The 24900-nt window shown below is 74.8% G+C and carries 27 protein-coding genes; 18 read left to right on the top strand and 9 right to left on the bottom strand.

The annotated features are described in order from the left end of the window. Nucleotides 1–67: 67 nt before the first annotated feature. Nucleotides 68–1711, top strand: coding sequence for a M28 family peptidase (locus MY526_RS05435; protein WP_436703414.1), 1644 nt, complete (start codon nucleotides 68–70; stop codon nucleotides 1709–1711). A 54-nt stretch (nucleotides 1712–1765) separates the two neighbouring features. Here the strand turns inward: MY526_RS05435 and MY526_RS05440 are convergent, their stop codons facing one another. Further along, complete coding sequence (locus MY526_RS05440; protein WP_436703415.1) at nucleotides 1766–2626, bottom strand: class I SAM-dependent methyltransferase; 861 nt, start codon at nucleotides 2624–2626, stop codon at nucleotides 1766–1768. Nucleotides 2627–2660: 34 nt separating this feature from the next. Between MY526_RS05440 and MY526_RS05445 the strand changes: the two genes are divergently transcribed. Further along, nucleotides 2661–3668, top strand: a complete 1008-nt coding sequence (locus MY526_RS05445) for a UDP-N-acetylmuramate dehydrogenase (RefSeq protein WP_436703416.1) — start codon at nucleotides 2661–2663, stop codon at nucleotides 3666–3668. A gap of 120 nt (nucleotides 3669–3788) precedes the next feature. On the opposite strand, the gene MY526_RS05450 is transcribed toward MY526_RS05445, so the two are convergent. Beyond that, nucleotides 3789–4574, bottom strand: coding sequence for an SDR family oxidoreductase (locus tag MY526_RS05450; protein WP_436703417.1), 786 nt, complete (start codon nucleotides 4572–4574; stop codon nucleotides 3789–3791). Between the two features lie 81 nt (nucleotides 4575–4655). Between MY526_RS05450 and mshA the strand changes: the two genes are divergently transcribed. The 5 genes from mshA (at nucleotide 4656) to MY526_RS05475 (ending at nucleotide 9352) form a co-directional block, all read left to right on the top strand. Continuing rightward, nucleotides 4656–6011: a D-inositol-3-phosphate glycosyltransferase gene (gene mshA / locus MY526_RS05455; RefSeq protein ID WP_436690109.1), complete on the top strand. Its 1356-nt coding sequence runs from the start codon at nucleotides 4656–4658 to the stop codon at nucleotides 6009–6011. Nucleotides 6012–6111: 100 nt separating this feature from the next. Continuing rightward, nucleotides 6112–6645: a YbjN domain-containing protein gene (locus tag MY526_RS05460; RefSeq protein WP_436690107.1), complete on the top strand. Its 534-nt coding sequence runs from the start codon at nucleotides 6112–6114 to the stop codon at nucleotides 6643–6645. Then, nucleotides 6642–8216: an MFS transporter gene (locus tag MY526_RS05465; RefSeq protein WP_436690105.1), complete on the top strand. Its 1575-nt coding sequence runs from the start codon at nucleotides 6642–6644 to the stop codon at nucleotides 8214–8216. Before MY526_RS05460 ends, MY526_RS05465 begins: the two co-directional genes overlap by 4 nt. Before the next feature lie 50 nt (nucleotides 8217–8266). Then, nucleotides 8267–8566, top strand: a complete 300-nt coding sequence (locus MY526_RS05470) for a hypothetical protein (protein WP_436690103.1) — start codon at nucleotides 8267–8269, stop codon at nucleotides 8564–8566. A gap of 33 nt (nucleotides 8567–8599) precedes the next feature. Further along, nucleotides 8600–9352, top strand: coding sequence for a phosphoglyceromutase (locus tag MY526_RS05475; protein WP_436690101.1), 753 nt, complete (start codon nucleotides 8600–8602; stop codon nucleotides 9350–9352). 53 nt (nucleotides 9353–9405) lie between these two features. Here the strand turns inward: MY526_RS05475 and phoU are convergent, their stop codons facing one another. Further along, nucleotides 9406–10062, bottom strand: a complete 657-nt coding sequence (phoU, locus tag MY526_RS05480; protein ID WP_436703418.1) for a phosphate signaling complex protein PhoU — start codon at nucleotides 10060–10062, stop codon at nucleotides 9406–9408. 216 nt (nucleotides 10063–10278) lie between these two features. Between phoU and MY526_RS05485 the strand changes: the two genes are divergently transcribed. Then, entirely contained in the window at nucleotides 10279–11622 is a 1344-nt protein-coding gene (locus MY526_RS05485; RefSeq protein WP_436703419.1) for a sensor histidine kinase, read from the top strand. Further along, the gene (locus MY526_RS05490; RefSeq protein ID WP_436690095.1) at nucleotides 11619–12299 is read left to right on the top strand and encodes a winged helix-turn-helix domain-containing protein; all 681 of its coding nucleotides are present in this window, start codon (nucleotides 11619–11621) and stop codon (nucleotides 12297–12299) included. Before MY526_RS05485 ends, MY526_RS05490 begins: the two co-directional genes overlap by 4 nt. 19 nt (nucleotides 12300–12318) lie before the next feature. On the opposite strand, the gene MY526_RS05495 is transcribed toward MY526_RS05490, so the two are convergent. Both MY526_RS05495 and MY526_RS05500 read right to left on the bottom strand, forming a co-directional pair. Further along, on the bottom strand, nucleotides 12319–12528 hold the full coding sequence (locus MY526_RS05495) for a DUF3072 domain-containing protein (RefSeq protein ID WP_436690093.1): 210 nt from the start codon (nucleotides 12526–12528) through the stop codon (nucleotides 12319–12321). Between the two features lie 43 nt (nucleotides 12529–12571). Then, nucleotides 12572–12781 (bottom strand): hypothetical protein, encoded by a 210-nt coding sequence (locus MY526_RS05500; protein WP_436690091.1) that lies wholly within the window; start codon nucleotides 12779–12781, stop codon nucleotides 12572–12574. Nucleotides 12782–12862: 81 nt separating this feature from the next. On the opposite strand from MY526_RS05500, the gene MY526_RS05505 reads away from it, so the two are divergent. After that, entirely contained in the window at nucleotides 12863–13858 is a 996-nt protein-coding gene (locus tag MY526_RS05505) for a helix-turn-helix domain-containing protein (RefSeq protein WP_436690089.1), read from the top strand. A gap of 78 nt (nucleotides 13859–13936) precedes the next feature. Here MY526_RS05505 and MY526_RS05510 read toward each other — a convergent pair whose 3' ends face one another. The 3 genes from MY526_RS05510 to MY526_RS05520 are packed head-to-tail and all read right to left on the bottom strand — an operon-like array spanning nucleotide 13937 to nucleotide 17858. Next, entirely contained in the window at nucleotides 13937–14815 is an 879-nt protein-coding gene (locus tag MY526_RS05510) for a class I SAM-dependent methyltransferase (RefSeq protein ID WP_436690087.1), read from the bottom strand. A gap of 4 nt (nucleotides 14816–14819) precedes the next feature. Beyond that, the gene (locus MY526_RS05515; protein ID WP_436703420.1) at nucleotides 14820–16964 is read right to left on the bottom strand and encodes a bifunctional MFS transporter/dTMP kinase; all 2145 of its coding nucleotides are present in this window, start codon (nucleotides 16962–16964) and stop codon (nucleotides 14820–14822) included. Between the two features lie 60 nt (nucleotides 16965–17024). Continuing rightward, nucleotides 17025–17858, bottom strand: coding sequence for a hypothetical protein (locus tag MY526_RS05520; RefSeq protein WP_436703421.1), 834 nt, complete (start codon nucleotides 17856–17858; stop codon nucleotides 17025–17027). Between the two features lie 129 nt (nucleotides 17859–17987). Between MY526_RS05520 and MY526_RS05525 the strand changes: the two genes are divergently transcribed. Further along, nucleotides 17988–18935: a Ppx/GppA phosphatase family protein gene (locus MY526_RS05525; RefSeq protein WP_436690081.1), complete on the top strand. Its 948-nt coding sequence runs from the start codon at nucleotides 17988–17990 to the stop codon at nucleotides 18933–18935. Then, nucleotides 18932–19693 (top strand): hypothetical protein, encoded by a 762-nt coding sequence (locus MY526_RS05530; RefSeq protein WP_436703422.1) that lies wholly within the window; start codon nucleotides 18932–18934, stop codon nucleotides 19691–19693. The genes MY526_RS05525 and MY526_RS05530 overlap by 4 nt, the downstream gene beginning before the upstream one ends. Nucleotides 19694–19723: 30 nt before the next feature. On the opposite strand, the gene MY526_RS05535 is transcribed toward MY526_RS05530, so the two are convergent. Then, the gene (locus MY526_RS05535; protein ID WP_436703423.1) at nucleotides 19724–20305 is read right to left on the bottom strand and encodes a type 1 glutamine amidotransferase domain-containing protein; all 582 of its coding nucleotides are present in this window, start codon (nucleotides 20303–20305) and stop codon (nucleotides 19724–19726) included. Between the two features lie 60 nt (nucleotides 20306–20365). Between MY526_RS05535 and MY526_RS05540 the strand changes: the two genes are divergently transcribed. From MY526_RS05540 to MY526_RS05565, 6 genes are all read left to right on the top strand, one after another. Next, entirely contained in the window at nucleotides 20366–21106 is a 741-nt protein-coding gene (locus MY526_RS05540; protein ID WP_436690075.1) for a hypothetical protein, read from the top strand. Next, nucleotides 21103–21924 carry a pyrroline-5-carboxylate reductase gene (gene proC / locus MY526_RS05545; protein WP_436703424.1) on the top strand — a complete coding sequence of 274 codons (822 nt, stop codon included), beginning with the start codon at nucleotides 21103–21105 and terminating at the stop codon, nucleotides 21922–21924. The genes MY526_RS05540 and proC overlap by 4 nt, the downstream gene beginning before the upstream one ends. A 251-nt stretch (nucleotides 21925–22175) precedes the next feature. Then, nucleotides 22176–22523, top strand: coding sequence for a helix-turn-helix domain-containing protein (locus MY526_RS05550; protein WP_436690071.1), 348 nt, complete (start codon nucleotides 22176–22178; stop codon nucleotides 22521–22523). Nucleotides 22524–22762: 239 nt separating this feature from the next. Next, a complete protein-coding gene (locus tag MY526_RS05555; RefSeq protein WP_012854759.1) occupies nucleotides 22763–22861 on the top strand; it encodes a 30S ribosomal protein bS22 in 99 nt (32 codons plus the stop codon). 10 nt (nucleotides 22862–22871) lie between these two features. Further along, nucleotides 22872–23978, top strand: a complete 1107-nt coding sequence (locus MY526_RS05560) for an NAD-dependent epimerase/dehydratase family protein (protein ID WP_436690069.1) — start codon at nucleotides 22872–22874, stop codon at nucleotides 23976–23978. After that, entirely contained in the window at nucleotides 23971–24879 is a 909-nt protein-coding gene (locus MY526_RS05565; protein ID WP_436690067.1) for a lysophospholipid acyltransferase family protein, read from the top strand. Before MY526_RS05560 ends, MY526_RS05565 begins: the two co-directional genes overlap by 8 nt. The last annotated feature ends 21 nt before the right edge of the window (nucleotides 24880–24900 follow it).

Below are 24900 nucleotides of genomic sequence, written 5' to 3' on the forward strand. Positions count from 1 at the left end.
CTCAGCGGCACCAGAGGGATGTCCGACGGTTCCTGCTGTCCGCCGGACGGAGCTGAGGAGGTCGAGCATGGTCGATCGACGGACGGGCACGGCGGGGAGGACGGCGCGGCGCGTCGCCGCCGCGGGCGCCGGAGGGCTGCTCGTGGCGCTGGCGCTGCCGGCGGGAGCCGCGGTCGCGGGTGGCGGCCACGGGTGCGAGCACGGGGACAACGACAGCTTCGACGAGCTGCTGGAGTGCATGACCGCCGACGGCGTACTGGAGCACCTCGAGGCCTTCCAGAAGATCGCCGACAACAGCACCGACCCCGTCTACCCCGGCACACGGGCCGCCGGCACCGACGGCTATGCCGACAGCGTCGAGTACGTCGCCGGCCTGCTCCGCGAGGCGGGGTACGAGGTGACCCTCGACCCGGTCCAGATCACCTTCAACTTCCCGGCGGAGCTGCGGCAGCTCACGCCCACCGCGGCCGAGTACGAGACCGGCGTCTTCACCGGGAGCGGGTCGGGGCGGATCGACGCCGGCCAGGTCGTCCCGGTCGACGTCAACCTGGAGGGGGACCGCGCCTCGACCAGCGGCTGCGAGGCCGAGGACTTCGCCGGCCTGGACCTCTCCGGTCCCGCCGACATCGCGCTGATCCAGCGCGGCACCTGCAGCTTCGGGCTCAAGGCGCAGAACGCCGACCAGGCGGGCGCCGAGGCGGTCATCGTCTTCAACCAGGGCAACAGCCCCGACCGCGAGGCGCTGTTCATCGGGGACGCCCAGACCCTCGACCTCGAGGGCACGATGCCGGCCACGTACGACATCCCGGTCGTGGGCGCCAGCTTCGCCGAGGGTGTGGCCCTGGCCCAGCCCGGCTCGACCGCGTTCGTGGAGGTGCTGCCCGCGGAGACGCGCACCGACCACAACGTGATCGCCGAGCTGCCGGGGGAGAACCGGGACAACGTCGTCATGGCCGGCGCGCACCTGGACAGCGTCATCGAGGGGCCGGGCATCAACGACAACGGCTCGGGCTCGGCCGCGCTGCTGGAGACGGCGCTGCTGATGGCCGAGGGCGAACACGAGAACACGCTGCGGTTCGGCTGGTGGGCCGCCGAGGAGCAGGGCCTGGTCGGGTCGGCCGACTACGTCGCCGGATTGTCGCAGGCCGAGCGCGACCGCATCGCGCTGTACATGAACTACGACATGGTCGGTTCGCCGAACTACGTCTTCATGGTCTACGACGCCGACCAGTCGACGTTCCCGGCGCCGGAGGGTGTCCCGATCCCGGAGGGGTCCACCGCCATCGAGGACGTGTACGAGTCGTACTACACGCTCGTCGGCGAGCCGTACGACGACACCGAGTTCTCGGGCCGGAGCGACTACGAGGCATTCATCCTCGCCGGCATCCCCTCGAGCGGGCTCTTCACCGGCGCGGAGGGCATCAAGACCGAGCCGCAGGCGGCGATCTGGGGCGGGACAGCGGGGGAGCAGTACGACCCGTGCTACCACCTGGCCTGCGACACCATCGAGAACCTGGACCGGCACGCGCTCGACGTGAACAGCGACCTCATCGCGTTCGCGATGCTGACGTTCGCGTACTCCACGGAGCCGGTCAACGGCGTCGAGGGCAGGGACCCGCGCGGCGGGCCCGTCGAGCTGCCGGCGCCGGCGGGCCCCGAGGGGACCTTCGTCGAGGCCGGCGGCGGCGCTGCCCCCGGGGCGGTGGCCTGAGCACCCGGTGACCGGCCGGGGGCGGTCGCGCGGCCGCCCCCGGCCGGCGCCTCCTCAGCCGGGCGCGACGGCCGACCAGCGCACGGTCAGCTCGCCGTGCCGCCAGCGGCGGGAGGAGCCGACGAACGGCCACCCCGCGTCGGCGAGGGCCTGGACGGCGGCGGTCCAGCGCTGGCGCGGGCCGAACGTGGACAGCCCCGCGGCGGCGGCCCAGGCCCCGTCGAACGCGCGCAGGAACTCGTGCACCGGCCGGCCGGGCACGTTGTGGTGGATCAGCGCCTTGGGCAGCCGCTCGGCGAGGTCGGACGGCCGGTCCAGGTCGGCGACCCGCGCCGCCAGGGTGAGGGTGAGCGGGCCGTCGGCGTCCAGGGCCACCCACGCCGCGCGCCGTCCCCACTCGTCGCAGGTGCCCTCGACCAGCAGGCCGCCGGGACCCAGCGCGGCGCACATCGTCTGCCAGGCGCGGGCCGCGGACTCCTCGTCGTACTGGCGCAGCACGTTGAACGCGCGCACCAGCACCGGCCGCAGCCCGGCCAGCTCGAACCCGCCCACCCGGAAGTCGACCCGCGGCGGATCGCGGTCGGCGGCGACGGCGGCCACCCGCGCGGGATCGATCTCCAGGCCGACCACCTCGAGGCCGGGCACCACCGGACCGAGCCGGCCGGCCAGCTCCAGCGTCGTCACCGCCGAGGAGCCGTAGCCGAGGTCGACGACCAGCGGCCGGGCGGCGTCGCGCAGCCGGGGGACCTGGGTGGCCAGCAGCCACCGGTCGATCCGGCGCAGCCGGTTGGCGTTCGTGGTACCGCGGGTGGGCAGCCCCAGCGCCCGCGCGCGGCCCGCCGCCAGCCGCGGGTCGGCCTTCCTCGGGGCGAGGGACGCGCGGCGCTTGTGGTCACCGCCTCCTGCCTCGCTCACCGGTGCGGAGCCTAGTCGCGGTTAGCGTGGGGGCGTGCAGGTCCGACGGAACGCCCGCCTCGCGGAGCTGACGACGCTGGCGGTGGGCGGTCCCGCGGAGCGCCTGGTCGAGGTCACCGACGCCGAGGAGCTGGTCGCCGCGGTCCGCGAGGCCGACGAGGCCGGTCGGCCTCTGCTGCTGCTGGGCGGCGGCTCCAACATCGTCGCGCCCGACGAGGGCTGGCCGGGGGACGTCGTCGCCGTCCGCAGCCGGGGGGTCGAGCGGACCGGGTCGCAGCTGGTGGTCCAGGCCGGCGAGCCGTGGGACGACCTGGTCGCGCACACCGTCGAGCAGGGGCTTTCGGGTATGGAGGCGATGTCGGGCATCCCCGGGTCGACCGGCGCGACGCCCGTGCAGAACGTCGGCGCCTACGGCCAGGAGGTCGCGCAGGTCCTCACCGCCGTCCGCGTCTACGACCGGGCGGAGAAGGCCGAGTACACGCTGAGCCCCGCCGAGTGCGACTTCGCGTACCGCGACAGCCGGCTGAAGCGGCAGCCGGGCCGGTTCGTCGTCCTCGAGGTGTCGTTCGAGCTGCAGCCGGGCGCGGCGTCCCGGCCCGTCGGCTACGCCGAGCTGGCCCGCACGCTGGGCGTGGAGCTCGGCGCGACGGCGCCGCTGGCCGACGTCCGCGCCGCCGTCCTGGCGCTGCGCCGGGGCAAGGGCATGGTGTGGGACCCCGCCGACCCCGACAGCCGCAGCGCCGGCTCCTTCTTCACCAACCCCATCGTCCCGGCGGACCGGGCCGTCGACGGCTGCCCGAACTGGCCGGCCGGCGACGGTCGCGTGAAGCTCAGCGCGGCCTGGCTGGTCCAGCACGCCGGCTTCGGCCGCGGCACCCGCGAGGGCCGGGTCGGGACGTCCTCCCGGCACAGCCTGGCCCTGACGACGGCGGAGGGCGCGACCGCCGCCGAGCTGCTCGCCTTCGCCGACAAGGTCGTGGCCACCGTCGAGGAGCGCTTCGGCGTCACCCTGGAACGCGAGCCGACCGCCGTCCGGCCGTAGGGGCTCCCGCACGTCCCAGGGCGTTGATCATGGGTTTGTTGCTCGCGGACAGGCCGCTGCACGCAGGTCGTCCTGCAACAACCCCATGATCAACGAGAAGGTCGAGGAGGGGCGGGGTGCTCAGTCCTCGCGGTGGACCTTGTGCTGGGCGGCCTGGGCGCGGGGGCGGACGACGAGCAGGTCCACGTTGACGTGGTGCGGGCGGGTGAGCGCCCACGCGACGCAGTCGGCGACGTCCTCGGCCACCAACGGCTCGCGCACCCCGCGGTAGACCGACTCCGCCTTCTCCTGGTCGCCGACCCGGTTGAGGGCGAACTCCTCGGTCCGCACCATGCCCGGCGCGATCTCCATGACCCGGACCGGCTGGTCGTACAGCTCCAGCCGCAGCGTCTCGACCAGGGTGTGCACCGCGTGCTTGGCCGCCGTGTAGGACGCCCCGCCCTCGTAGGAGACCAGCCCCGCGGTGGAGCCCATGAACAGCAGGTCGCCGGCGCCGGACGCGATGAGCCTGGGCAGCAGCGCCTTGGTCAGCCGCACCGTGCCGAGCACGTTGACCTCGTAGGTGCGCGCCCAGGAGTCGAGGTCGGCGTCGGCGACCGGCGCCGCGTCGAAGGCCCCACCGGCGTTGTTGACCAGCACGTCCACCCGGTCCAGGGCGCCGGCGAACTGCTCGACCGACGACGGGTCGGTGAGGTCCAGCGGCAGGGCCCGCGCCCCGATCGTCGCGGCCAGCTCGGTCAGCCGGTCGAGCCGCCGGGCCCCCAGGACGACGTCGAAACCCTCGCCCGCCAGGCGCCGCGCGGTGGCCGCACCGATGCCGCTCGAGGCGCCGGTGACGACGGCGGTCCGGCCCGCGCCGGGCGGGCCTGCGGGGGTGGGGGGAGACTGGGGAGCGGGGCCGGGCATGAGGACCATCCTGGCGCTGTTGCAGGATGGGGAGTCGAGCGGGTGCCGTCCGGTGCCCGGAACCGAGGCGGGAGGTCGTACGTGACCGCTCGCCGCCGTCCCTGGTCGGCCGTGCCCCGGCGGGTGGCGACGCTCTCGGTGCACACGAGCCCGCTGGACCAGCCCGGTGCCGGTGACGCCGGTGGCATGAACGTCTACATCGTCGAGGTCTCCCGGCGGCTGGCCGCCCGGGGCATCGAGGTCGACGTCTTCACCCGGGCCACGTCCAGCGACCTCCCCCCGGTGGTCGAGATGAGCCCGGGCGTCACCGTGCGGCACGTCACCGCCGGCCCGTTCGAGGGTCTGGGCAAGGAGGAGCTGCCCGGCCAGCTGTGCGCGTTCACCGCCGCCGTCCTCCGCGAGGAGGCGCAGCACGAGCCGGGCCACTACGACGTCGTCCACTCGCACTACTGGCTGTCGGGCCAGGTGGGCTGGCTGGCCCGCGACCGGTGGAGCGTGCCGCTGATCCACACCGCGCACACGCTGGCCAAGGTGAAGAACGCCGCGCTCGCCGCCGGTGACCGCCCCGAGCCGCGGGCCCGGGTGATCGGCGAGGAGCAGGTCGTCGACGAGGCCGACCGGCTGATCGCCAACACCGACGACGAGGCCCGCCAGCTGGTGGACCACTACGGCGCCGACCCGCGCCGCACCCTCGTCGTCCCGCCCGGCGTCGACCTAGACCGGTTCACCCCCGGCGACCGGACGGCGGCCCGCCGCGCGCTGGGCGTCCCCGCCGACGCCGTCGTGCTGCTCTTCGTCGGCCGCATCCAGCCGCTCAAGGCCCCCGACCTGCTGCTCGAGGCCGCGGCGCGGATGCTCGCCGACGACCCCGCGCTCCGTGACCGGCTCCAGGTGCACGTGATCGGCGCGCCCAGCGGCTCCGGGCTGGAGGCCCCCCGCCAGCTGGAGCAGCTCGCCGCCGAGCTGGGCATCGCCGACCTGGTCCGGTTCCTCCCGCCGCAGCACTCCGAGCGGCTGGCCGAGCACTACCGCGCCGCCGACGTCGCCGTCGTGCCCAGCCACAACGAGTCCTTCGGGCTGGTGGCGCTGGAGGCCCAGGCGTGCGGCACGCCGGTGGTCGCCGCCGCGGTCGGCGGCCTGCGCACCGCCGTGCGCCACGGGGTGTCCGGTCTGCTCGTGGAGGGCAGGGACCCGGCCGACTACGCCGCCGCCATCCGCGCCGTCCTGGCCCGCCGGGAGCTGCTGTCGGCCGGCGCCCGCCGGCACGCCGGCGCGTTCTCGTGGGAGCGCACGGTCGACTCCCTGGTCGGGGCCTACGCCTCCGCCGCCCGCGAGATGGCGTCGGCCGCCCGCCGCGCGGCCGCCAGCGCGGTGCTGCGGCCGGCGCGGGCGCTGGGGACGGTGCGACCGCTGCCCAGCGCCCAGGTGGCCCAGTGAGCGGACAGCGGCGCGAGCATCGCAGCGAACGCCGTCGAGCGGGGAGCGGAGCGCCCCGCGGGAGCGAACCGGTGGCCCAGTGAGCGGACAGGACGGCGCAGTGAGCAGGGTCGAGGAGCTCGACGACGTCATCGAGGCGACCCTGCGCGAGGCCGAGCTGGCGCACGAGCACCCGGCACCCGGCCGCTGGCTGGTCGACCTGCCCGGCACGAAGAAGCTCAAGACCGTCTGCGGGCTGATCGTCGGTGAGCACGCGCTGCGCGTGGAGGCGTTCGTCTGCCGCCAGCCCGACGAGAACCGCGAGCAGTTGTGGACCTTCCTGCTGCAGCACAACGCCCGGATGTACGGCGTCGCCTACTCGATCGACCGCGTCGGCGACGTCTACCTCACCGGCCGGCTGCCCCACGCGGCGGTCACCCCCGAGGAGCTCGACCGCCTGCTCGGCGCGGTGCTCAGCTACGCCGACGACCACTTCAACACGATGCTCGAGATCGGCTTCGGCACCTCGATCCGCCGCGAGTGGGCGTGGCGGGTCAAGCGCGGGGAGTCCCTGCGCAACCTCGAGGCGTTCGCCGACTTCGCCGACCCCTCGCGCCGGTCCCGCTCCGAGGAGGCCCGGGACGGCGGAGCGTGACGGCGACCGACCGCACTCCCGCCGCGGTCGAGGAGGAACGGCCCGGCCACGACCGCCGCTGGTGGGTGCTGGCGACCATGACGGTCTGCCTGCTCGTGGTGATCATGGGCAACACGACGCTCAACGTCGCGATCCCCAGCCTGCAGCGGGAGCTGGGCGCCACCCAGGGCGAGCTGCAGTGGGCGATCGACGCCTACATCCTCGTCTTCGCCGGCCTGCTCTTCTCCTGGGGTGTGGTCGGTGACCGCATCGGCCGGCGCCGGGTGCTGCTGCTGGGCCTGTCGATCTACACGGCGGCGTCGCTGTTCGGGGCGTTCAGCGGTACCCCGGGTGAGCTGATCCTGTGGCGGGCGGTGATGGGCGTCGGCGGGGCCGCGGTGCAGCCGGCCACCCTCGCCGTCATCACCAACGTCTTCCCGCCGGGAGAGCGCGGCCGCGCGATCGGCATCTGGGCCGGCGCCGCGGGGCTGGCGGTCGCCGCCGGTCCGCTGGCCAGCGGCGCGGTGCTGGAGCACTTCTGGTGGGGCGCGATCTTCCTCATCGCCGTCCCGGTCGCCGTCGTCGGGATCGTGGCCACGCTGCTGGCCGTCCCCGAGTCGCGGGACCCCTCACCGGGTCGGCTCGACGTGCCGGGCGTGCTGCTGTCCATCGTGGCGCTGGCCGGGCTGGTCTACGGGATCATCCACGGCGGGTCCGGCGCGGGCTGGGGCTCACCCGGCGTGCTCGTGCCCCTGCTCGGCGGGCTGGCCCTCCTGGCGCTGTTCGTCTGGCTCCAGGCCCGGTCCACCCACCCCGCGCTCGACGTGACGCTCTTCCGCAACCCGGCCTTCTCCGCCGCCGCGGCCGGCCTCGGGCTGAACTTCTTCGCGCTGATGGGCGCGACCTTCTATCTCGTCTACTACCTGCAGGGCGTGCTCGGCCACGGCCCCCTGGCCAGCGGCGCCGCCCTGATCCCGATGGCCCTGGGCATGGCGGTCATGGCGCCGGGCGGCTCGCGCCTGGCCGAACGCCTCGGCGCCAAGGTCGTCGTCGCCTCCGGCTTCGCGCTCATCACGACAGCCGTGCTGGGCTTCCAGCTGCTCGACCGCGGCTCGCCGCTGTGGCTGCTGCTGGCGATCCTGTCGGTGCAGGGCCTCGGGATGGGGGCGGTGATGGCACCGACGACGGAGTCGATCATGTCCGTCGTCCCGCGGCACAAGGCCGGAGCGGGCGCGGCGGTGAACAACTCGGTGCGCCAGGTCGGCGGCGCGCTCGGGGTGGCCATCCTCGGGTCGCTGCTGGCGGCCTCCTACGCCGGTGCCCTGGGCGACGCCGTCGACGCGCTGCCGGCGGGTGCCCGGGAGGAGGCCAGCACGTCGATCGTGGCGACCCTCGAGGCGGTCGCCGCGGCCGGTGCGGGCGGGGACGCCGACGCGGCCGCGGCCGCCTCCGGGCTGGTCGGGCCCGCGCAGGACGCCTTCGTCACGGCCATGCACCGCACCGCCGTCGGCACCGCCGCGGCGACCGCCGTCGCCGGGGTCGTCGTCCTCGTGTGGCTGCCCGGACGGCGCCGGGCCGCGGCACGGTCGTAGGACGGACGGCGGACCGCCGGTGGGCCGTCCCAGCCGTTAGCGTGGCGCCGATGCAGGAGGGTCCCGCGCAGGTCCGCTTCGTGCGGGCGCTCGTCGGCGTGGTCGCGGCCTCGGCGCTGGTCTACCCCATGCTGCTCTGCGCGGTGCAGCTGCTCTTCGCTCAGCTCGTCGTGGTCGACGTGGCGGCGGTCGTGGTCTGGCTCGTCGTCGCGGTCACCTGCAGCATCGCGGCCGTGGCGGTCCTGCGGTGGGGTGCGGCCCGGCCGGTCCGCAGCCCGTGGCTCGTCACCGGGCTGCTGCCGCCGGCAGCCTTCGAGCTGTGGCTGCTCTGGCCGCTGCTCACCGGGTGAGCCCCGGCGGGCCGCGTCGGGCAGGATGGCCGCGTGACGACCGGGACGCTGGTGCTGCTCCGCCACGGCGAGAGCGAGTGGAACAAGGCCAACCTGTTCACCGGCTGGGTGGACGTGCCGCTGTCGGAGAAGGGCCGCGCCGAGGCCGCCCGCGGCGGTGAGCTGCTCGCCGAGCACGGGCTGCTGCCCGAGGTCTGCCACACCTCCGTGCTCAAGCGGGCCATCTCCACCGCCGAGCTGGCGCTGGCGTCCGCCGACCGGCAGTGGATCCCGGTCAAGCGCTCCTGGCGGCTCAACGAGCGGCACTACGGCGCGCTGCAGGGCAAGGACAAGGCGCAGACGCTCGCCGAGTACGGCGAGGAGCAGTTCACGATCTGGCGCCGCTCCTACAGCACGCCGCCGCCGCCGATCGAGCCCGGCAGCGAGTACGCCCAGGACGACGACCCGCGCTACGCGATGCTGCCGCCGGAGGTGCGGCCGGGGACCGAGTGTCTGGCCGACGTCGTCGTCCGGATGCTGCCCTACTGGTACGACGCGATCGTGCCCGACCTGCGCGCCGGCCTCACCGTGCTCGTCGCCGCGCACGGCAACAGCCTGCGGGCGCTGGTCAAGCACCTCGACGGGATGGGTGAGGACGAGGTCGTCGGGCTCAACATCCCCACCGGGGTGCCGCTGCGCTACGACCTGGACGACGACCTGCGCCCGGTGAAGCCGGGCGGGGAGTACCTCGACCCCGAGGCCGCGGCCGCGGCGATCGAGGCGGTCAAGAACCAGGGCAAGCGCTGAACGACGACCGGGGCCCCTCCCGCGCGGGAGGGGCCCCGGTCGTCGTCGCCGGATCAGCCCGCGGCGCTGACCCGGCGCTCGCCGGTGACCAGGTAGACCACCCGCCGGGCGACGTTCACCGCGTGGTCGGCGAACCGCTCGTAGTAGCGGCCCAGCAGGGTGATGTCGATGGCGGTCTCCACGCCGTGCGGCCAGTCGGCGGAGAGCACCTCGCGGAACAGCTGCCGGTGCAGCTGGTCCATCGCGTCGTCGTCGCCCTCGAGCTCGAGCGCAGCCTCGACGTCGCGCTTGGCGATCACCGTGCCGGCCTTGGTCACCAGCCCCTCGGCGACGTGCCCGGCCTCGAGGAACACCGGCCGCACCTCCTGGGGCACCGCCGACTCCGGGAACCGCATGCGCGCGACCTTGGCGATGTGCTCGGCCAGGTCGCCCATCCGTTCGAAGTCGCTGGCGATCCGCATGGCGGTGATGACCGTGCGCAGCTCGGTGGCCACCGGCGCCTGGCGGGCCAGCAGGGTGAAGCAGCGCTGGTCGATGCTCTCGCGGGTCGCGTCGAGGGCGTCGTCGGAGGCGATGACCAGGTCGGCCAGCGTGACGTCGGCGTCGAGCAGGGCGGTGGTCGCCTTGCTCAGCTGCGAGCCCACCGAGTTCGCCATCTCCACCAGGCAGTCCCGGATGTCGTCGAGCTCCTCGCGGAAGTTGTCGCGCACCGTCGTCCTCCTCGCCGGCCGTCCTGGCCGTGTTCACCTGCGCCCGGTCCCCCTGACCCGACGGCCCGGCGCTCTCGGTGTCGAGGGTAGGTCCGCTACGGTTCCGCATCCGGCCCGCCGGGTGAACGAGTGGGCACGGGAACGTGAACAGTGCCGGTACGGGCGTGTGGCACCACCCCGACGGGGGACGACGGGCTGCTGCGCGCGCCTACAGTCATGATCGTGAGCCCCACGGTCGCCCTCGTGGTCGGCCTGGTCGTCGGTGGCGCCCTGGTCGCCACCGTCCTGCTGCGCTACAACCGCCCGGACCTGGACCGTACGACCCCGCCGCCGGCGCCGCCGCTGTCCGAGGCCGTCCTGGCCCGCCGGCTCGTCGACCTGATGGACCCGGCGGTCGTGGTCCTCGACGCCGACGACGTGGTGGTGCTCGCCAACCCGCCGGCGCGGGGGCTGGGCATCGTCCGCGACACCCGGCTGCTGGTGCCCGAGCTGCTCGAGCAGGCGCGCGCCGTCCGGGACGGCAGCCGGCGCCGGGCGGAGGTGGAGCTGCCCGGCGCGCTGGTCGGCGGGGGGCCGCGGCGGGTCGGGGTGCACGGCATCCGGCTGCAGCCCGGCGAGCTGCCGGGCCCGGTCGCCCTCGTGCTGATGGACGTCACCGAGGCACGGCGCGTGGAGGCGGTCCGGCGCGACTTCGTCGCCAACGTCGGCCACGAGCTGAAGACCCCCGTCGGCGCCCTCAGCCTGCTGGCCGAGGCGGTGGAGGACGCCGCCGACGACCCGGACACGGTGCGCCGGTTCGCCGCCCGGATGAACCACGAGGCCGACCGGCTCGGCCGGCTGGTCCGCGAGCTCATCGACCTGTCCCGGCTGCAGGGCGGCGAGCCGCTGCCCGAGCTCACGCCGGTCGAGGTGGACCGCGTCGTCGCCGAGGCGGTGGACCGCACCGGCCTGGCCGCGTCGGCCAAGCGGATCACCATCGCCGCCGGCGGGCAGCACGGCCTGGTCGTGCGCGGGGTGGAGTCGCAGCTGGCCACCGCGGTGACCAACCTGCTGGCCAACGCCGTCGCCTACAGCCCCGAGGGCACCCGCATCGCGGTCGGCGCCCGTGCCCGGTCCGGGTTCGCCGAGATCACCGTGACCGACAGCGGCATCGGCATCCCGAAGGAGGACCGCTCGCGGGTCTTCGAGCGCTTCTACCGGGTCGACCAGTCGCGGGCCACGAGCACCGGCGGCACCGGCCTCGGGCTGGCGATCGTGAAGCACGTGGCGAGCAACCACGGCGGCTCGGTGAGCGTGTGGAGCGAGGAGGGCCTCGGCTCCACGTTCACCCTGCGCATCCCGCTCGCCGTCCACCGCGCGGGGCCGCGCACCCCCGGCGACGACGTCGCCGGCCTCGAACCCGCCGGCGACACCGTCGTCCGGCCCTCCGGCGCCGGAGCGACCGGAGCAGATCCGGCCGGCGGCGGGACCGCCGGACACGACATGGCCGGCGGCAGGACCGCCGGACACGACATGGCCGGCGGCAGGGCCGCCGGCGACGCCCCGAAGGGACGGTCATGACGCGAGTGCTCGTGGTGGAGGACGAGGAGTCCTTCTCCGACGCGCTGTCCTACATGCTGCGGAAGGAGGGGTACGAGGCCGTCGTCGCGGCCAGCGGGCCGGAGGCGCTGGCCGAGTTCGACCGCGGCGGCGCCGACATCGTGCTGCTCGACCTGATGCTCCCCGGCCTGCCCGGCACCGAGGTGTGCCGGTCGCTGCGGGCCCGCAGCGGCGTGCCGATCATCATGCTGACCGCCAAGGACTCCGAGGTCGACAAGGTCGTCGGTCTGGAGCTCGGCGCCGACGACTACGTCACCAAGCCGTACTCCGCGCGGGAGCTCGTCGCCCGGATCCGGGCGGTCCTCCGCCGTCGCGGCGAGGCGGACGTGCCCGCCGAGTCGGCGCTGGAGGCCGGCCCGGTCCGGATGGACGTCGAGCGGCACGTCGTCGCGGTGGACGGCGAGCCGGTGTCGCTGCCGCTCAAGGAGTTCGACCTCCTCGAGCTGCTGCTCCGCAACGCCGGCCGGGTGCTCACCCGCGGCCAGCTGATCGACCGGGTCTGGGGCTCGGACTACGTGGGCGACACCAAGACCCTCGACGTCCACGTGAAGCGGCTGCGGGCCAAGATCGAGCCCGACCCGGCCAACCCGAAGTACCTGGTCACGGTCCGGGGCCTGGGCTACAAGCTCGAGGCCTGAGGGACCGACCGACCCGGGGTCACGCTCCCCGGCCGGTCTCCTCCTGCAGCTCGTCGATCTTGCGCGAGGCGTCGGCCTTGGTGAGGTCCTCGGGGACCTCCTCGCCGGCCTCGCGGGCCAGCGTGCCGAGGTAGCTCCGCTGCGCGCCGGTGGCCGGCTCGTCCCCGGTCACCCAGTCCGACGGGTCCTTCTCCGTGGTGCGCTCGGTGTGCTCGTTCGATTCGCTCATGTGTTCGATCGTAGGGGCGCTGACGGCGTCCCGCAGGTCGACGTCAGGCCCCGACCAGCTCGCGCTCGGCGCCGTTGGGCCGCTGGGCGCGGACGGCGTCCCAGCGACGGCCGGTGCGGTAGACGTGCACCTGGCCGCAGGCCGGGCACTCGACGTGCATCGCGATGTGGGTCGGGTGGTTGGTCACCGAGCGGATGCGCCGCTCGGCGACGAGCTCGTCGGTCCGGGTCACGGGGCAGGTGATCAGCAACATGGGATGAGCGTGCTCCCGACGGAGCCACCCGACGAGTGGCAGGAGTGACGCGGATCGCGTCATTTCTGCCATACTGTCGGCATGGCGCTCGCGCACCGTCCGCTGGTGGTCAGCACCGTCGTCGCCGACGGCCTGGTGGGCAGTTTCGGGCTCGGGGTGGCCGCCGAGGTCTTCGGCTACGACCGCCGGGAGATGGGTCTGCCCCGCTTCGACTTCGGCCTGGTCACCGAGCAGCCCGGCGTCGTCCGCACCGACACCGGCATCCCCCTGACGGTGGAGCACGGCCTCGACCGGCTGGCCGCCTCGGACATCGTGACCATCACCGCCTGGGAGCTGTTCAGCCGCGTGCCGACGCCGCAGCTGCTCGACGCGTTCCGCACCGCGCACGCCAACGGGGCGCTGATCGTCAGCCAGTGCACCGGGGCGTTCGTGCTCGCCGCCGCCGGGCTGCTCGACGGCCAGCGGGCCACGACCCACTGGAAGTACGCCGGGGAGCTGGCCGCCCGGTACCCGGCGGTGCACGTCGACCCGATGGTCCTCTACGTCGACAACGGGCAGATCATCACCGGCGCCGGCACCGCGGCGGGCGTGGACACGCTGCTGCACGTCGTCCGCCGGGAGTGGGGCGCGGCCGCGGCCAACGCGCTGGCCCGCGAGATGGTCGTGGCGCCGCACCGCGACGGCGGGCAGGCCCAGTTCATCGACGCGCCCGTGCCGGCCTGCGAGGACGACCTGCTCGGCGCCGTCCTGGAGTGGGCCTCGGCGCACCTGGCCGACGAGATCAGCGTCGACACCCTCGCCCGCCGGGCGCTGATGAGCCCGCGCAGCTTCGCCCGCCGGTTCAAGGCGACCACGGGGACGACGCCGCACGCCTGGCTGCTCGGCCAGCGGCTGGCCGCCGCGGAAGAGCTGCTGGAGAACAGCGACGCACCGGTCGAGGAGATCGCCCGCCTGGTCGGCTTCGGCACCGCCGCGGGCCTGCGCGAGCAGTTCACCCGGCGCCGCGGTGTCTCCCCGCGCGCCTACCGCCAGACGTTCCGCGCCGCCCTCGTGGGGGACGACGACCGCGCCGCCTGAACGCGGAAAAGGAAGCCATACCCGCGTCGGGAGCCGCAGGACGTGGGAAGAGCTTCCTATGCCTCGGGAGGGCCGGGCTCAGGCGCCGGGGATCGGGCGGGCGATGCCGACCAGCGAGTCCAGCCGGGTGGCGTTGGCCGGCGCCAGAGGGCTGCGCACCACGTCGGTCAGGGCGAGCCCGGCCCGCGCCAGCAGCAGCGCGTGCGTGCGCGGCGTGAAGTGCCAGATGTGCTCGGTGGGCTTGAGGGTCCACCAGCGGGTGCCGAGCAGCCGGGCAGGCAGCGAGGAGTAGTAGGGCGTCGAGAACACGACGACGCCGTCGTCGGCCACCAGCGAGCGCACCGAGCGCCAGAAGGACAGCGGGTCGGGCACGTGCTCGACGGTGTCCCAGGCGCAGACGACGTCGAAGCCGGGGGTCAGCGGCGCGTCCTCGAGCTGCCCGCAGAAGACGTCGAGGCCGAGGGCCGACTGTGCGTGCTTCGCGCCGGTGCGGGAGAGCTCGACGCCGGACGTCGTCCAGCCGGCCGCGCGGGCCGCGGCGAGGAAGAGGCCGTAGCCGGCGCCGACCTCGAGCAGCCGCCCGCCGACCGGCGCGCTGCCCCTGACCCGGTCGATCAGCCGCAGCCGGCCGGCGGTCCAGGTGCGCTGCAGCAGCATCGCGGGGGAGAACCGGCCCCCGGTGCCAGGGGCGCCGTCGTCGGACCCGGAGGCGCCGGCGGCCCCAGCGGCGCCGGAGACGCCGCTGCCGTAGACCCCGCCCTCGAAGTAGGTGACGTCGTCGTAGAGCCGCTGCAGCGCCTCCGGGCGCAGGCGGGGGCTGATGAAGACCAGCCGGCACTGCGGGCAGCGCACCACGCCGAACGGGGCGACGTCGTGCACGAGCGTGCCGGGGATGCCGCACAGGCAGCAGGCGACGTCCTCGGTGTCCTCGCTCGTCCACCGCGCCCGCTCGTCCACCCGGTCAGCCTACGGAGCCGCCGGCCCGATCCCGTGCACCGGTGGACGCCGCGCCGACCGGCGGGGCGGCGGGCGGGCTGTCACCCGTGCTGGCGTGGCGCAGCGCCAGCAGCGTGCTGATCCGGCGGCGCACCACCGGCGAGACGAGACCGTGCTCGTCGTGGGGGTCCAGCAGTTCCCCGGGGACGACGACGTAGCGGTCGGGCGCGGCCTCGGCCTGGGCGAGGAAGGCGCGGCGCACCGCCAGCGGGTCGGCGCCGGCCGGCGCCGCGGTGACCGGCGAGTCGACCACCACGGTGAGGTCGGGCAGCAGCCCGTGGGTGGCCCACAGCGACGTCCGGAAGATGCGGTCGGCGTCCAGGCCCTGGCCGGCGCCGTGGAAGGCGATCGAGGTGTCCACGTAGTGGGTGTTCACCACGACCTGGTTGCGCTCCAGCGCCGGGCGGATGACGGTCGCCACGTGCTGCGCGCGGTCGGCGGCGGCCAGCAGCGCGGCCGTGTGCGCCCCGACCTTGCGGCCCTCGTCGTCGGCCTCCGCGGAGCCGGGGCCGGGCGGGAACAGCACGCCGCGCACCTGCCAGCCGAGGGGGGTGTCGCTCGGCTCGGAGGTGACCTCGACCGGGCACCCGCAGTCGATCAGCACCTGCGCGAGGTCGGCGGTGTACCGGCGGGTCAGCTCGCGGTCGGCGCCCTCGACGACGATGAACAGCCCCACCCCGCTGGCCGAGGCCGACAGCAGGTCCGACCGGCCCCACAGCAGGCGCAGCACGTCGCGGAAGCGGGTGCGCGAGCGGCCGGGCACGACCTGGCGGGTGGCGTAAGCGCTGACCACGAGCGCCAGCAGCCCGCCGATGAGCAGCGTGAGACCCGGTCCGGTGACGGTGAGCACGAGGTCGCCGAGCCGGATGTCGTGGGTGCCCAGCAGGCCGGCCAGGCCGGGGCCGATGGCCACGGCGAGCAGCAGCACGATGCGCACCGAGGAGATGACGAAGGCGAAGACCCGGCCGCGCAGCCGGTCCTCCACCTCGAAGCCGATCAGCGTGTAGCCGATGATCCAGCACACCCCGGCGAACAGGCCGACGAGGAAGGCGGCCCCGGTGGCCAGCACGAAGTCGCGCAGCACCGACATCGCCAGCAGCGCCAGCCCGGCCAGCCCGATGGCGTGCGAGAAGACGCTGCGGCGGGGGACGGTCGGCAGGATCCGTGGGCCGACCAGCATGCCGATCGCCAGGCCGGTGAAGACCACGCCGAAGACCACGCCGTAGCCCGCGGTGCCGGCCTGGAGCGTGGCCACGTAGAGCTGGGCGACGCCGATGGTCAGCCCACCGGCCCCGAACGCGCCGATCACCCCCACGTAGAGGGCGCGCATGAGCGGCTGGCCGCGCAGGAAGGACACGCCCTCCACGACGAGGGAGAAGACGTTGCGCTGCCCGCCGTCCCGGTCCGGTGGCGTGCCGGGGATGAGCCGGCGGGAGAACAGCACGGTGCAGGCGCTGACGAGGAAGGTGACGGCGTTGAAGACCAGCGCGACGACGATCGCCGTGCGCGCCTCGTCGCCCTCGCCGCCCTCGAAGACCCGGGTCGCCGTCGACAGCAGCGCGAACACCAGCGAGGCCACCGGGACGGCGCCGTAGACGCTGAACAGCGAGACCTGGTTGGCCACCGCCAGCCGCTCGCGCGGCACGATCGCCACCCACATCGCCTGCTTGGCGGGGTTGGTGAACAGCCCCACCGCCTCGACGAGGAACTGGGCGATGTACAGCCAGGTCAGCTCGTAGGTGGCGGCGATCGACAGGTACAGCGCGAAGGCGAGGAACTCGCCCACGATCACCGTCGTCCGCCGGTCGAGCCGGTCGGCGAGCGCGCCGGCCACCGGGCCGAGCACGAGGTCGGGCAGCAGGCGGGTGAGGATGACGCCGGAGATCGCGGCGCCCTGGACGGCGAGCGACTCGTCGCGGGTCAGCTGCTGCGCCATCGCCGTGGTGGCCAGCAGGCCCAGCCAGTCGCCGAGGCTGGAGACGGTGATCGTGGCCCACAGCCGGCGGAAGACCGGGATGCGGACCAGCGCGAGGAAGGCGTTGTCCGGCCGGGCACCGGGGGCCCGCGACCGCCCTCCTGCCCTGGAGGACCTCGCGTGGTGCTCGGTCACTGTCCCCGCCGTCCGCTCGTGGTGCCGTCCCCGGCGAGGGTAGTGGCGGGAACGCCCGACTCAGAGCCCCTGCGCCCCGGACGGGTGGTGCGCGTCGGGTCGCCTTCGGTGCAGGACGATGGGCACCGGCGCCGGGCTGGCCGGGTGCGGGGCGATCAGGCCCAGGTCGAGCCGGGCCTCGGTGAGCCGGCGCAGTTCTGCGTAGGCCGGCCCGCCGACCAGGGCGGTCAGCTCCGCGGCGTAGGTGACCACCAGCGGTTCGGGGGAGACGTGCGCCGCCGGGGAGCCGGTGCACCACCAGTGCAGATCCGCGCCCCCGGGGCCCCAGCCGCGCCGGTCGAACTCCCCGATGCTCGACACCAGCACCGTCGTGCCGTCGGGGCGCTGCACCTCCTCCTGCTCCCGGCGCACCGGCAGCTGCCAGCAGACGTCGGGCTTGGTGAGCATCGGGTGCAGGTCCTCCCGCACGGCCATGCGGTGCAGCGCGCAGCCGGTGCCGCCGGGGAAGCCGGGCCGGTTGAGGAACACGCAGGCGCCGTCGACCAGCCGGGTGCGCAGGGAGCGGACGCCGCCCTCCTCGTCGGCGTCGTCCTCCTCGGTCCAGGCGCCGCGGCCGACCGGGGCCAGCTGCCAGTCCTCGTCGGCGAGGTCGGCGACGGCGGCGGTGACCCGCGCCAGGTCGTCCTCGTCGGTGAAGAAGGCGCCGTGGCTGCAGCAGCCGTCGTCCGGCCGGCCCTCGACCACCCCGGCGCAGCCGCGGCCGAACACGCAGGTCCAGGCGGAGGAGAGCCAGGTGAGGTCGGCGCGGACGACGTGCCCGGGGTCGGCCGGGTCGGGGAACTCCACCCACTCGCGGGCGAAGTCCGGCGGCACCTCCGGCGGCACGTCGTGCACCGGCCCAGGGTAGGTGGCCGACGGCGGCGTCGAGCCGGCGCGCCCGGTCCGGGGGAGGACGGCGCGCGGCGCAGGCCCCGGCTGCTGACCGGCTCAGCCCCTCCGGGAACCGACCGGCAGACTGACCGCATGCGGCTCGGGGTGCTGGACGTCGGATCGAACACCGTCCACCTGCTCGTGGTGGACGCCCACCGCGGCGCTCATCCCACCCCGATGCACGACGACCGCGCGGTGCTGCGGCTCGCCGAGCACGTCGGCCGCGACGACCTGCTCTCCCGGGACGGCGAGAAGGCGCTGGTCAAGGCGGTGCGCAGGGCCTGCGACATGGCCGAGCGGCAGGGCTGCGAGCAGCTGCTGGCGCTGGTGACCTCCGCGATCCGGGAGGCCGACAACGGCCTGGAGGTGCTCGAGCGGGTCCGCCAGAAGACCGGCGTCCACCTGGAGGTGACCAGCGGCGAGGAGGAGGCCCGGCTGACCTTCCTCGCCGTCCGCCGGTGGTTCGGGTGGAGCGCGGGCCGGCTGCTCGTGCTCGACATCGGCGGCGGCTCGCTGGAGCTGGCCAGCGGCATGGACGAGGACGCGGACGTCGCGCTGTCGCTACCGCTGGGTGCCGGGCGCATGACCCGCCGCTTCCTCCCCGACGCGCTCGAGGGCGGCCGTCCCGACCTGCGCGCCCTCGGCGAGCTCGACGAGTACGCCGCCGACCTGCTCGCGCCCGCGGCGAAGAAGCTGCTGGGCGGGGGACCCCCGGACCTCGTGGCCGCCACCAGCAAGACCTTCCGCACCCTCGCCCGGCTGACCGGCGCCGCGCCCTACTCCGCGGGGCTCCGGGCGCCGCGCCACCTCACCCTGGACGGCCTGGCGCAGCTGACCGGGTTCATCTCCCGCATCGAGTCCTCGGCGCTGGCCGAGCTGCAGGGCGTCTCCCCGGACCGCGCCCACCAGGTCCCCGCCGGCGCCGTCGTGGCGCGGGCCGCGATGCGCGCCCTCGACGTACCGTCCGTCCGGATCTGCCCGTGGGCCCTGCGCGAGGGGGTCATCCTGCGGCGACTCGACGCGTTGGGGGACGAGCGATGACGGAGGCCCGGCGGGATCCGGAGACCGGGGGCCGGCCGCTGGCCGACATCCTGCGGGAGGCCGGGGTCGAGTCCCCGCGCGGGCGGAGGCGCCGGGGGGACGACGACCACGACACCGGCGTCCGGCAGCGTGGCGCCGGCGGGGACCGCACCGAGCGCGGGGAGCGCAGCAGCGACACCGGCCGGGTGGCGGAGCGCGGCGCGTTCGGCCGGCGGTCGACCGACCGCACCGGCGACCTGGCCCCGCCGACCCCCGAACGCCGCCGTCCCCGCGCCGCCGATCCGTCGACCGCGGCGATCCCGGGCCTGCGCCCCTCCCGGAAGCCGGGCGTGCCGAGCGCGACGACGGCCACGACAGGTGTGGTCGGGACCCCCGCCAGGGCGAAGGCGACCGACGAGGCGCCCTCGACCGGGCCGATCCCCGTCGTCCGCGCCGACGCCGACGCGCCGCTGCTCGACGACGGGGCGGTCGGCGGGCGGGAGGGGGCGCTGGCCTGGCTGCGCTTCGCCGGCGAGCTCGTGGTCGCCCTCGCTGCCGGCGTCGGCATCTACTTCCTGTTCACCGTGCTGTGGGAGCTGCTGCCCTACCTGGCCGTGCTCCTGGCCCCCCTGGCCGTCGCCGGCCTGGTCGCCGGGGTGGCGGCCTGGCGGCAGCGGCAGGACAAGGAGGCCGCCGGCGTCCGGCTGGTCGGCATCCTGGTCTTCGCCGGCACGCTGCTCACCATCGCGCCGGCCGCGAGCCTGCTCTCGGGCACCTGAGGAAGGCGGCTCCTCCGCGGGTGCTCTCCGTCAGTCCTCGTCCTCGTCCTCGTCGTCGTCCGAGTCCTGCGGACCGGCGGCGAACTGCTCGACCATCGCGGCCGTGAACGCGTCGAGGTCGTCGGGCTGGCGGCTGGTCACCAGGTTGCCGTCGACGACGACCTCCTCGTCCACCCACTTGGCGCCCGCGTTGCGCAGGTCGGTCTGCAGGGACGGCCACGAGGTCATCCGCCGGCCCCGCACGACGTCGGCCTCGGCCAGCACCCAGGGCGCGTGACAGATCGCGGCCACCGGCTTGCCCGCGTCGAAGAAGGCCTTCACGAAGGCCACGGCGTCGGCGTCGGCGCGGATGAAGTCGCCGTTGATCACGCCGCCGGGCAGCACCAGGGCCGCGTACTCGTCGGGGTCGGTGGAGCTCACGACGGCGTCGACCCGCTTGGTGTCGGCCTTGTCGATGTGGTCGTAGGCGGTGATCTCGCCGGCCTCGAGCGACACCAGCTCGGGCTCGGCCCCGGCCTCCTCCAGCGCCTGCCAGGGCCGGTCGAGCTCGATCTGCTCCACGCCGTCGGTCGCGAGGACCGCCACCTTCATCCGGTCCAGTTCTCCAGCCATGCGGCCGCCGCTACCCCGGCCCTGCGGGTGACACACGCGTCCGGCACTACGGTTCGGCTCGTGCGCGCGCAGACCCCCGCCCCGGTGCGCCGCCTGCTGGGCCGGCGCCCCCTGACCCTCGCCGGAGCCGGCCCGCGGGTCGAGGACGCCGTCCGGGCCGCCGCCGAGGTGGTCGGCGCCGGCCACCCGGTCGCGCTCGAGCACCGGCCCGCCGGGGACGCCCCCGACCCCGCCGCCGAGCTGCGCGACCTCGTCGCGGGCGTGACGGCGGCCGGGCTGGCCGCCTCCTGCGAGCTGACCGTGCCGGTGGACCGGGTGGGCCTCGGGGCGCTGCCGGTGGCGCGGGCCGCGCTGGAGGCCGGGCTGGGGGTGGCGCTGGACGGTGCGCCGGGCGTGGTCGCCGGGGTGTCGGCCCGGGTGCCGTCCGCGGCCGTCGTCGTCCGCGCGGGCACCGCCGGCGCCGAGGAGCGGTGCCGGGAGCTGGCCCCCGGCCGGGTCCGGCTGACCGAGGGGCGCGGCGCCGCCGCCGACCTGTCCTTCGTGCGCTGCCTGAACGTGCTGATGGCCGGGGCCGGGCGGCCCGCGATCGGCACCACCGATCCGCGGCTGGTCGCCATCGCCGGCGAGCGCGCCGCCTGGAACGAACGAGCACCCGACAGCTGGGAGTACGTCATGCCGTGGAGAGTCCACACCGAGCAGCAGCGCCGGCTGGCCGCCGGCGGGTACCAGGTGCGGGTGGCCCTGCCCTCGGGCGCAGGCCACCCGGGAGCGGCCCTGCGGCGGCTGGCGGGCCGGTCGTGAGCGAGGCGAGGCAGGGGCTGGCGATCATCGGCGGCGGCAAGATCGGGGAGGCGCTGCTCTCCGGGCTGATCCGGCGCAGCGGCGCCGACGGCATCGTCGTGTGCGAGCGCAGCCCGGAGCGGGCCGCGGAGCTGAGCACGCGGTACGGCATCCCGGCACTGGGCCTGGTCGAGGCGGCCGCGCGGGCCCGGGTGCTGCTGCTGGCGGTCAAGCCGCAGGACATCGGCGCGCTGCTGGGGCAGCTGGCCTCCGCCGTCGACCCCGGGCACCTGGTCGTGTCGGTCGCCGCCGGCGTCCCGACGTCCACCCTCGAGGCGGCGCTGCCCGCGGGCGTGCCCGTGGTCCGCGTCATGCCGAACACGCCGGCGCTGGTCGACGAGGGCATGAGCGTGCTGTCGGCCGGCGCGCACGCCGGCGAGTCGCACCTGGACGAGGCGGAGGCGCTGCTGGCCGCGGTGGGCCGGGTGCGCCGGGTGCCGGAGACCCAGCAGGACGCGGTGACGGCGCTGTCGGGCAGCGGGCCGGCGTACTTCTTCTACCTGGTAGAGGCGATGATCGACGCCGGCATCCTGCTGGGGCTGCCGCGCACCCTGGCCGCCGACCTCATCGTGCAGACCGCGCTCGGTGCGGCGGTGATGCTGCGCGACTCGGGGGAGCACCCCGTCCAGCTGCGGGAGGCCGTCACCAGCCCCGGCGGGACGACGATCGCGGCCATCCGGGAGCTGGAGCGGCACGGGGTCCGCGCCGCGCTGATCGCCGCGATCGAGGCGGCACACGACCGCTCCGTCGAACTCGGGCGGGACGCGAGGGATCGATGAGGCTACCCCCATCGGGGGACAACATGTCGACAATCCGTGAGCAGATGGGAACGTGTCGTCGACGACGCGCCCGAACACATGTCGACAGAGCTACATAGGTGTAGTTCTGCCCAGGACGGACCGGTCCGCCTGTTCGTTTCTTCCATCGCTTCTGTCCCACCCATCCCCCTACTCTCTGTATCAGCACGTGCGTGTCCCGTAGTCGGTGGGGAAGCCGGCGCCCGACGCGTGCTAGGTCCGGAGATGAAGTCATGACCATGCCCCAGCGCACCGCCCACGCCGCCGCCTACGCCCGTCCGGGCGTCCCCGGCCCGCGTCAGGTCGCCCGGCCGATCTCGGCCGCCTCGATGGGCCGCCCGATCGCCCCGGCCCACCCGGCCGCCATGCCCGTCGGCCGCCCGACCGTGCCCGCGCCCCGCTCGGCCGTCACGTTCCTGACCGTCGCCGAGGTCGCCAGCATGATGCGGGTCTCGAAGATGACCGTGTACCGCCTCGTGCACGCCGGCGAGCTCGCCGCCGTCCGCGTCGGCCGCTCGTTCCGCGTCCCGGAGCGCGCCGTCCAGGACTACCTGCGCGACGCCTACACCGACATCGCCTGAAAGAGGCCGCCGTCCTCCGAGGCGGCTGCCTGCACCACACCTCCCCCTCCGGGTGAGGAGATCGCGCCGGATGGTTCCCCGTGGCAGCGTCGCCGCGGGGGCGCCGGGTACGCTCGGTCGCCGAGCGACGCCGGGCAGGTCCGGGTGTCGCCCACGAGCTGATCACCTCGCGCGGCGCCCGGAGTGACCTCCCTGGTCACCGACGAGTGCCGCGCGGCGACGACGTCGGGAGCACGACCATGGGTTCGGTCATCAAGAAGCGCCGCAAGCGGATGGCGAAGAAGAAGCACCGCAAGCTGCTCAAGAAGACGCGCGTCCAGCGTCGAAACAAGAAGTGAGCTGACGCTCGTGCCGCCTGCGGTCGTCCTGGTCACCGGTGTCAGCCGATGGCTGGGCGGAGCGCTGGCGGCCGAGCTCGCTCGCGACCCCGCCATCGAGCGGGTCATCGGGGTGGACACCGTCCCCCCGTCCCCGGAGGTCCTCCGCCGGCTCGGCCGCACCGAGTTCGTGCGGGCCGACATCCGCAGCCCGCTGATCGGCAAGGTCATCACGACGGCCTCGGTCGACACCGTCGTGCACATGAACATCAGCGCCACGCCCGCCGGATCCGGTGGGCGGGGACCGATGAAGGAGCTCAACGTCATCGGGACGATGCAGCTCCTCGCCGCCTGCCAGCGCGCGCCCTCGGTCCGCCGCTTCGTGCTGAAGTCGACCAGTGCCGTCTACGGCGCCTCCTCCCGCGACCCCGCCGTCTTCACCGAGGCCATGCAGGCCCGGCGGGTGCCCTCCGGCGGGTTCGCCAAGGACAGCCTCGACATCGAGGGCTACGTCCGGTCCTTCGCCCGCCGCCGCCCCGACGTCGGGGTGGTGTCGCTGCGGTTCACGAACTTCATCGGCCCGCGGATCGACTCGCTGCTCACGCACTTCCTGCGCATGCCGCTGGTGCCCACCGCCCTGGGCTACGACGCCCGCGTGCAGCTGCTGCACGAGGACGACGCGCTCTCCGTGCTCACCCGCGCGACCACCGGCGGGTTCGAGGGCACGGTGAACGTGGGCGGGGACGGCACGCTGCTGCTCTCCCAGGTGATCCGCCGGCTCGGCCGGCTGCAGGTGCCCCTCCCGTCGGTGACGCTCGGCTCGGTCGGCCGGCTGACCCGGCGGTTCGGCTTCGTCGACTACTCCCCGGAGCAGATGCGCTTCCTCAACTTCGGCCGGGTGGTCGACACGACCGTGCTCCGCGAGGAGTTCGGCTACACCCCGCGCCACACGACGGCAGAGGCCCTGGCCGACTACGCGGCCACCATCGCGCCGGTGGTTCCCCCGGACCTCGTCCGCGGTGCGACGACCCGCGCGCAGGAGCTCGTCGCCCGGCTCGGCGCGGCCGCGGGCTCGGTGGGGGAGCGGCTGCGGCCGGCCCCCGCCGCGCCGGGACTGCGGGCGGTGCGCGATGCCTGAGGCACGGGTCATCCGGCTGCGGCCCGACGACGAGGACGCGCACGTCCCGCCGCCGCCGTCGGCCAGCTGGGAAGAGCAGGTCGCCGGGGGGCTGGAGTTCCTCCGGCGCCGGCTGACCGGCGACTACGAGACCGACGAGTTCGGCTTCGACCCCGACCTGACCGACCACGTGCTGCTGCCGATGCTGCGGCCGCTGTTCTCTCGGTGGTTCCGGGTGGAGACGCACGGCACGGAGAACGTGCCCGACACCGGCGGTGCGCTCGTCGTCGCCAACCACTCCGGCACCGTCCCGATCGACGCGCTGATGACGACGGTCGCGCTGCACGACGACCACCCGGCCCGGCGCCGGCTGCGGCTGCTCGGCGCCGACCTGGTCTTCGAGCTGCCCTTCGTCGGCACCGTCTCCCGCAAGATGGGCACCACCCTGGCCTGCAACGAGGACGCCGAGCGCCTGCTCACCGGCGGCGAGCTGGTCGGCGTCTTCCCCGAGGGCTTCAAGGGGATCGGCAAGCCGTTCCGCGAGCGGTACACGCTGCAGCGGTTCGGCCGGGGAGGTTTCGTCACGGCGGCGCTGCGCACCGGGGCCCCGATCATCCCGTGCGCCATCGTCGGCGCCGAGGAGACGTACCCGATGATCGGCAACGCGAAGACGATCGCCCGGCTGCTCGGGCTGCCGTACTTCCCGATCACGCCGACGTTCCCGGCGCTCGGCCCGCTCGGGCTGCTGCCGCTGCCGTCGAAGTGGCTGATCGCGTTCGGTGAGCCGATCGAGACGGCGTCCTACGGTCCGGCCGCCGCCGAGGACCCGATGCTGGTGTTCAACCTGACCGACCAGGTGCGGGAGACCATCCAGCAGTCGCTCTACCAGCTGCTGCTCCAGCGCAAGTCCGTCTTCGGCTGAGGACCCCGGCCCCGTCCCGGG

Origin of the sequence: Geodermatophilus sp. CPCC 205761, from assembly GCF_051383655.1 — a bacterium.
GTDB lineage: Bacteria > Actinomycetota > Actinomycetes > Mycobacteriales > Geodermatophilaceae > Geodermatophilus.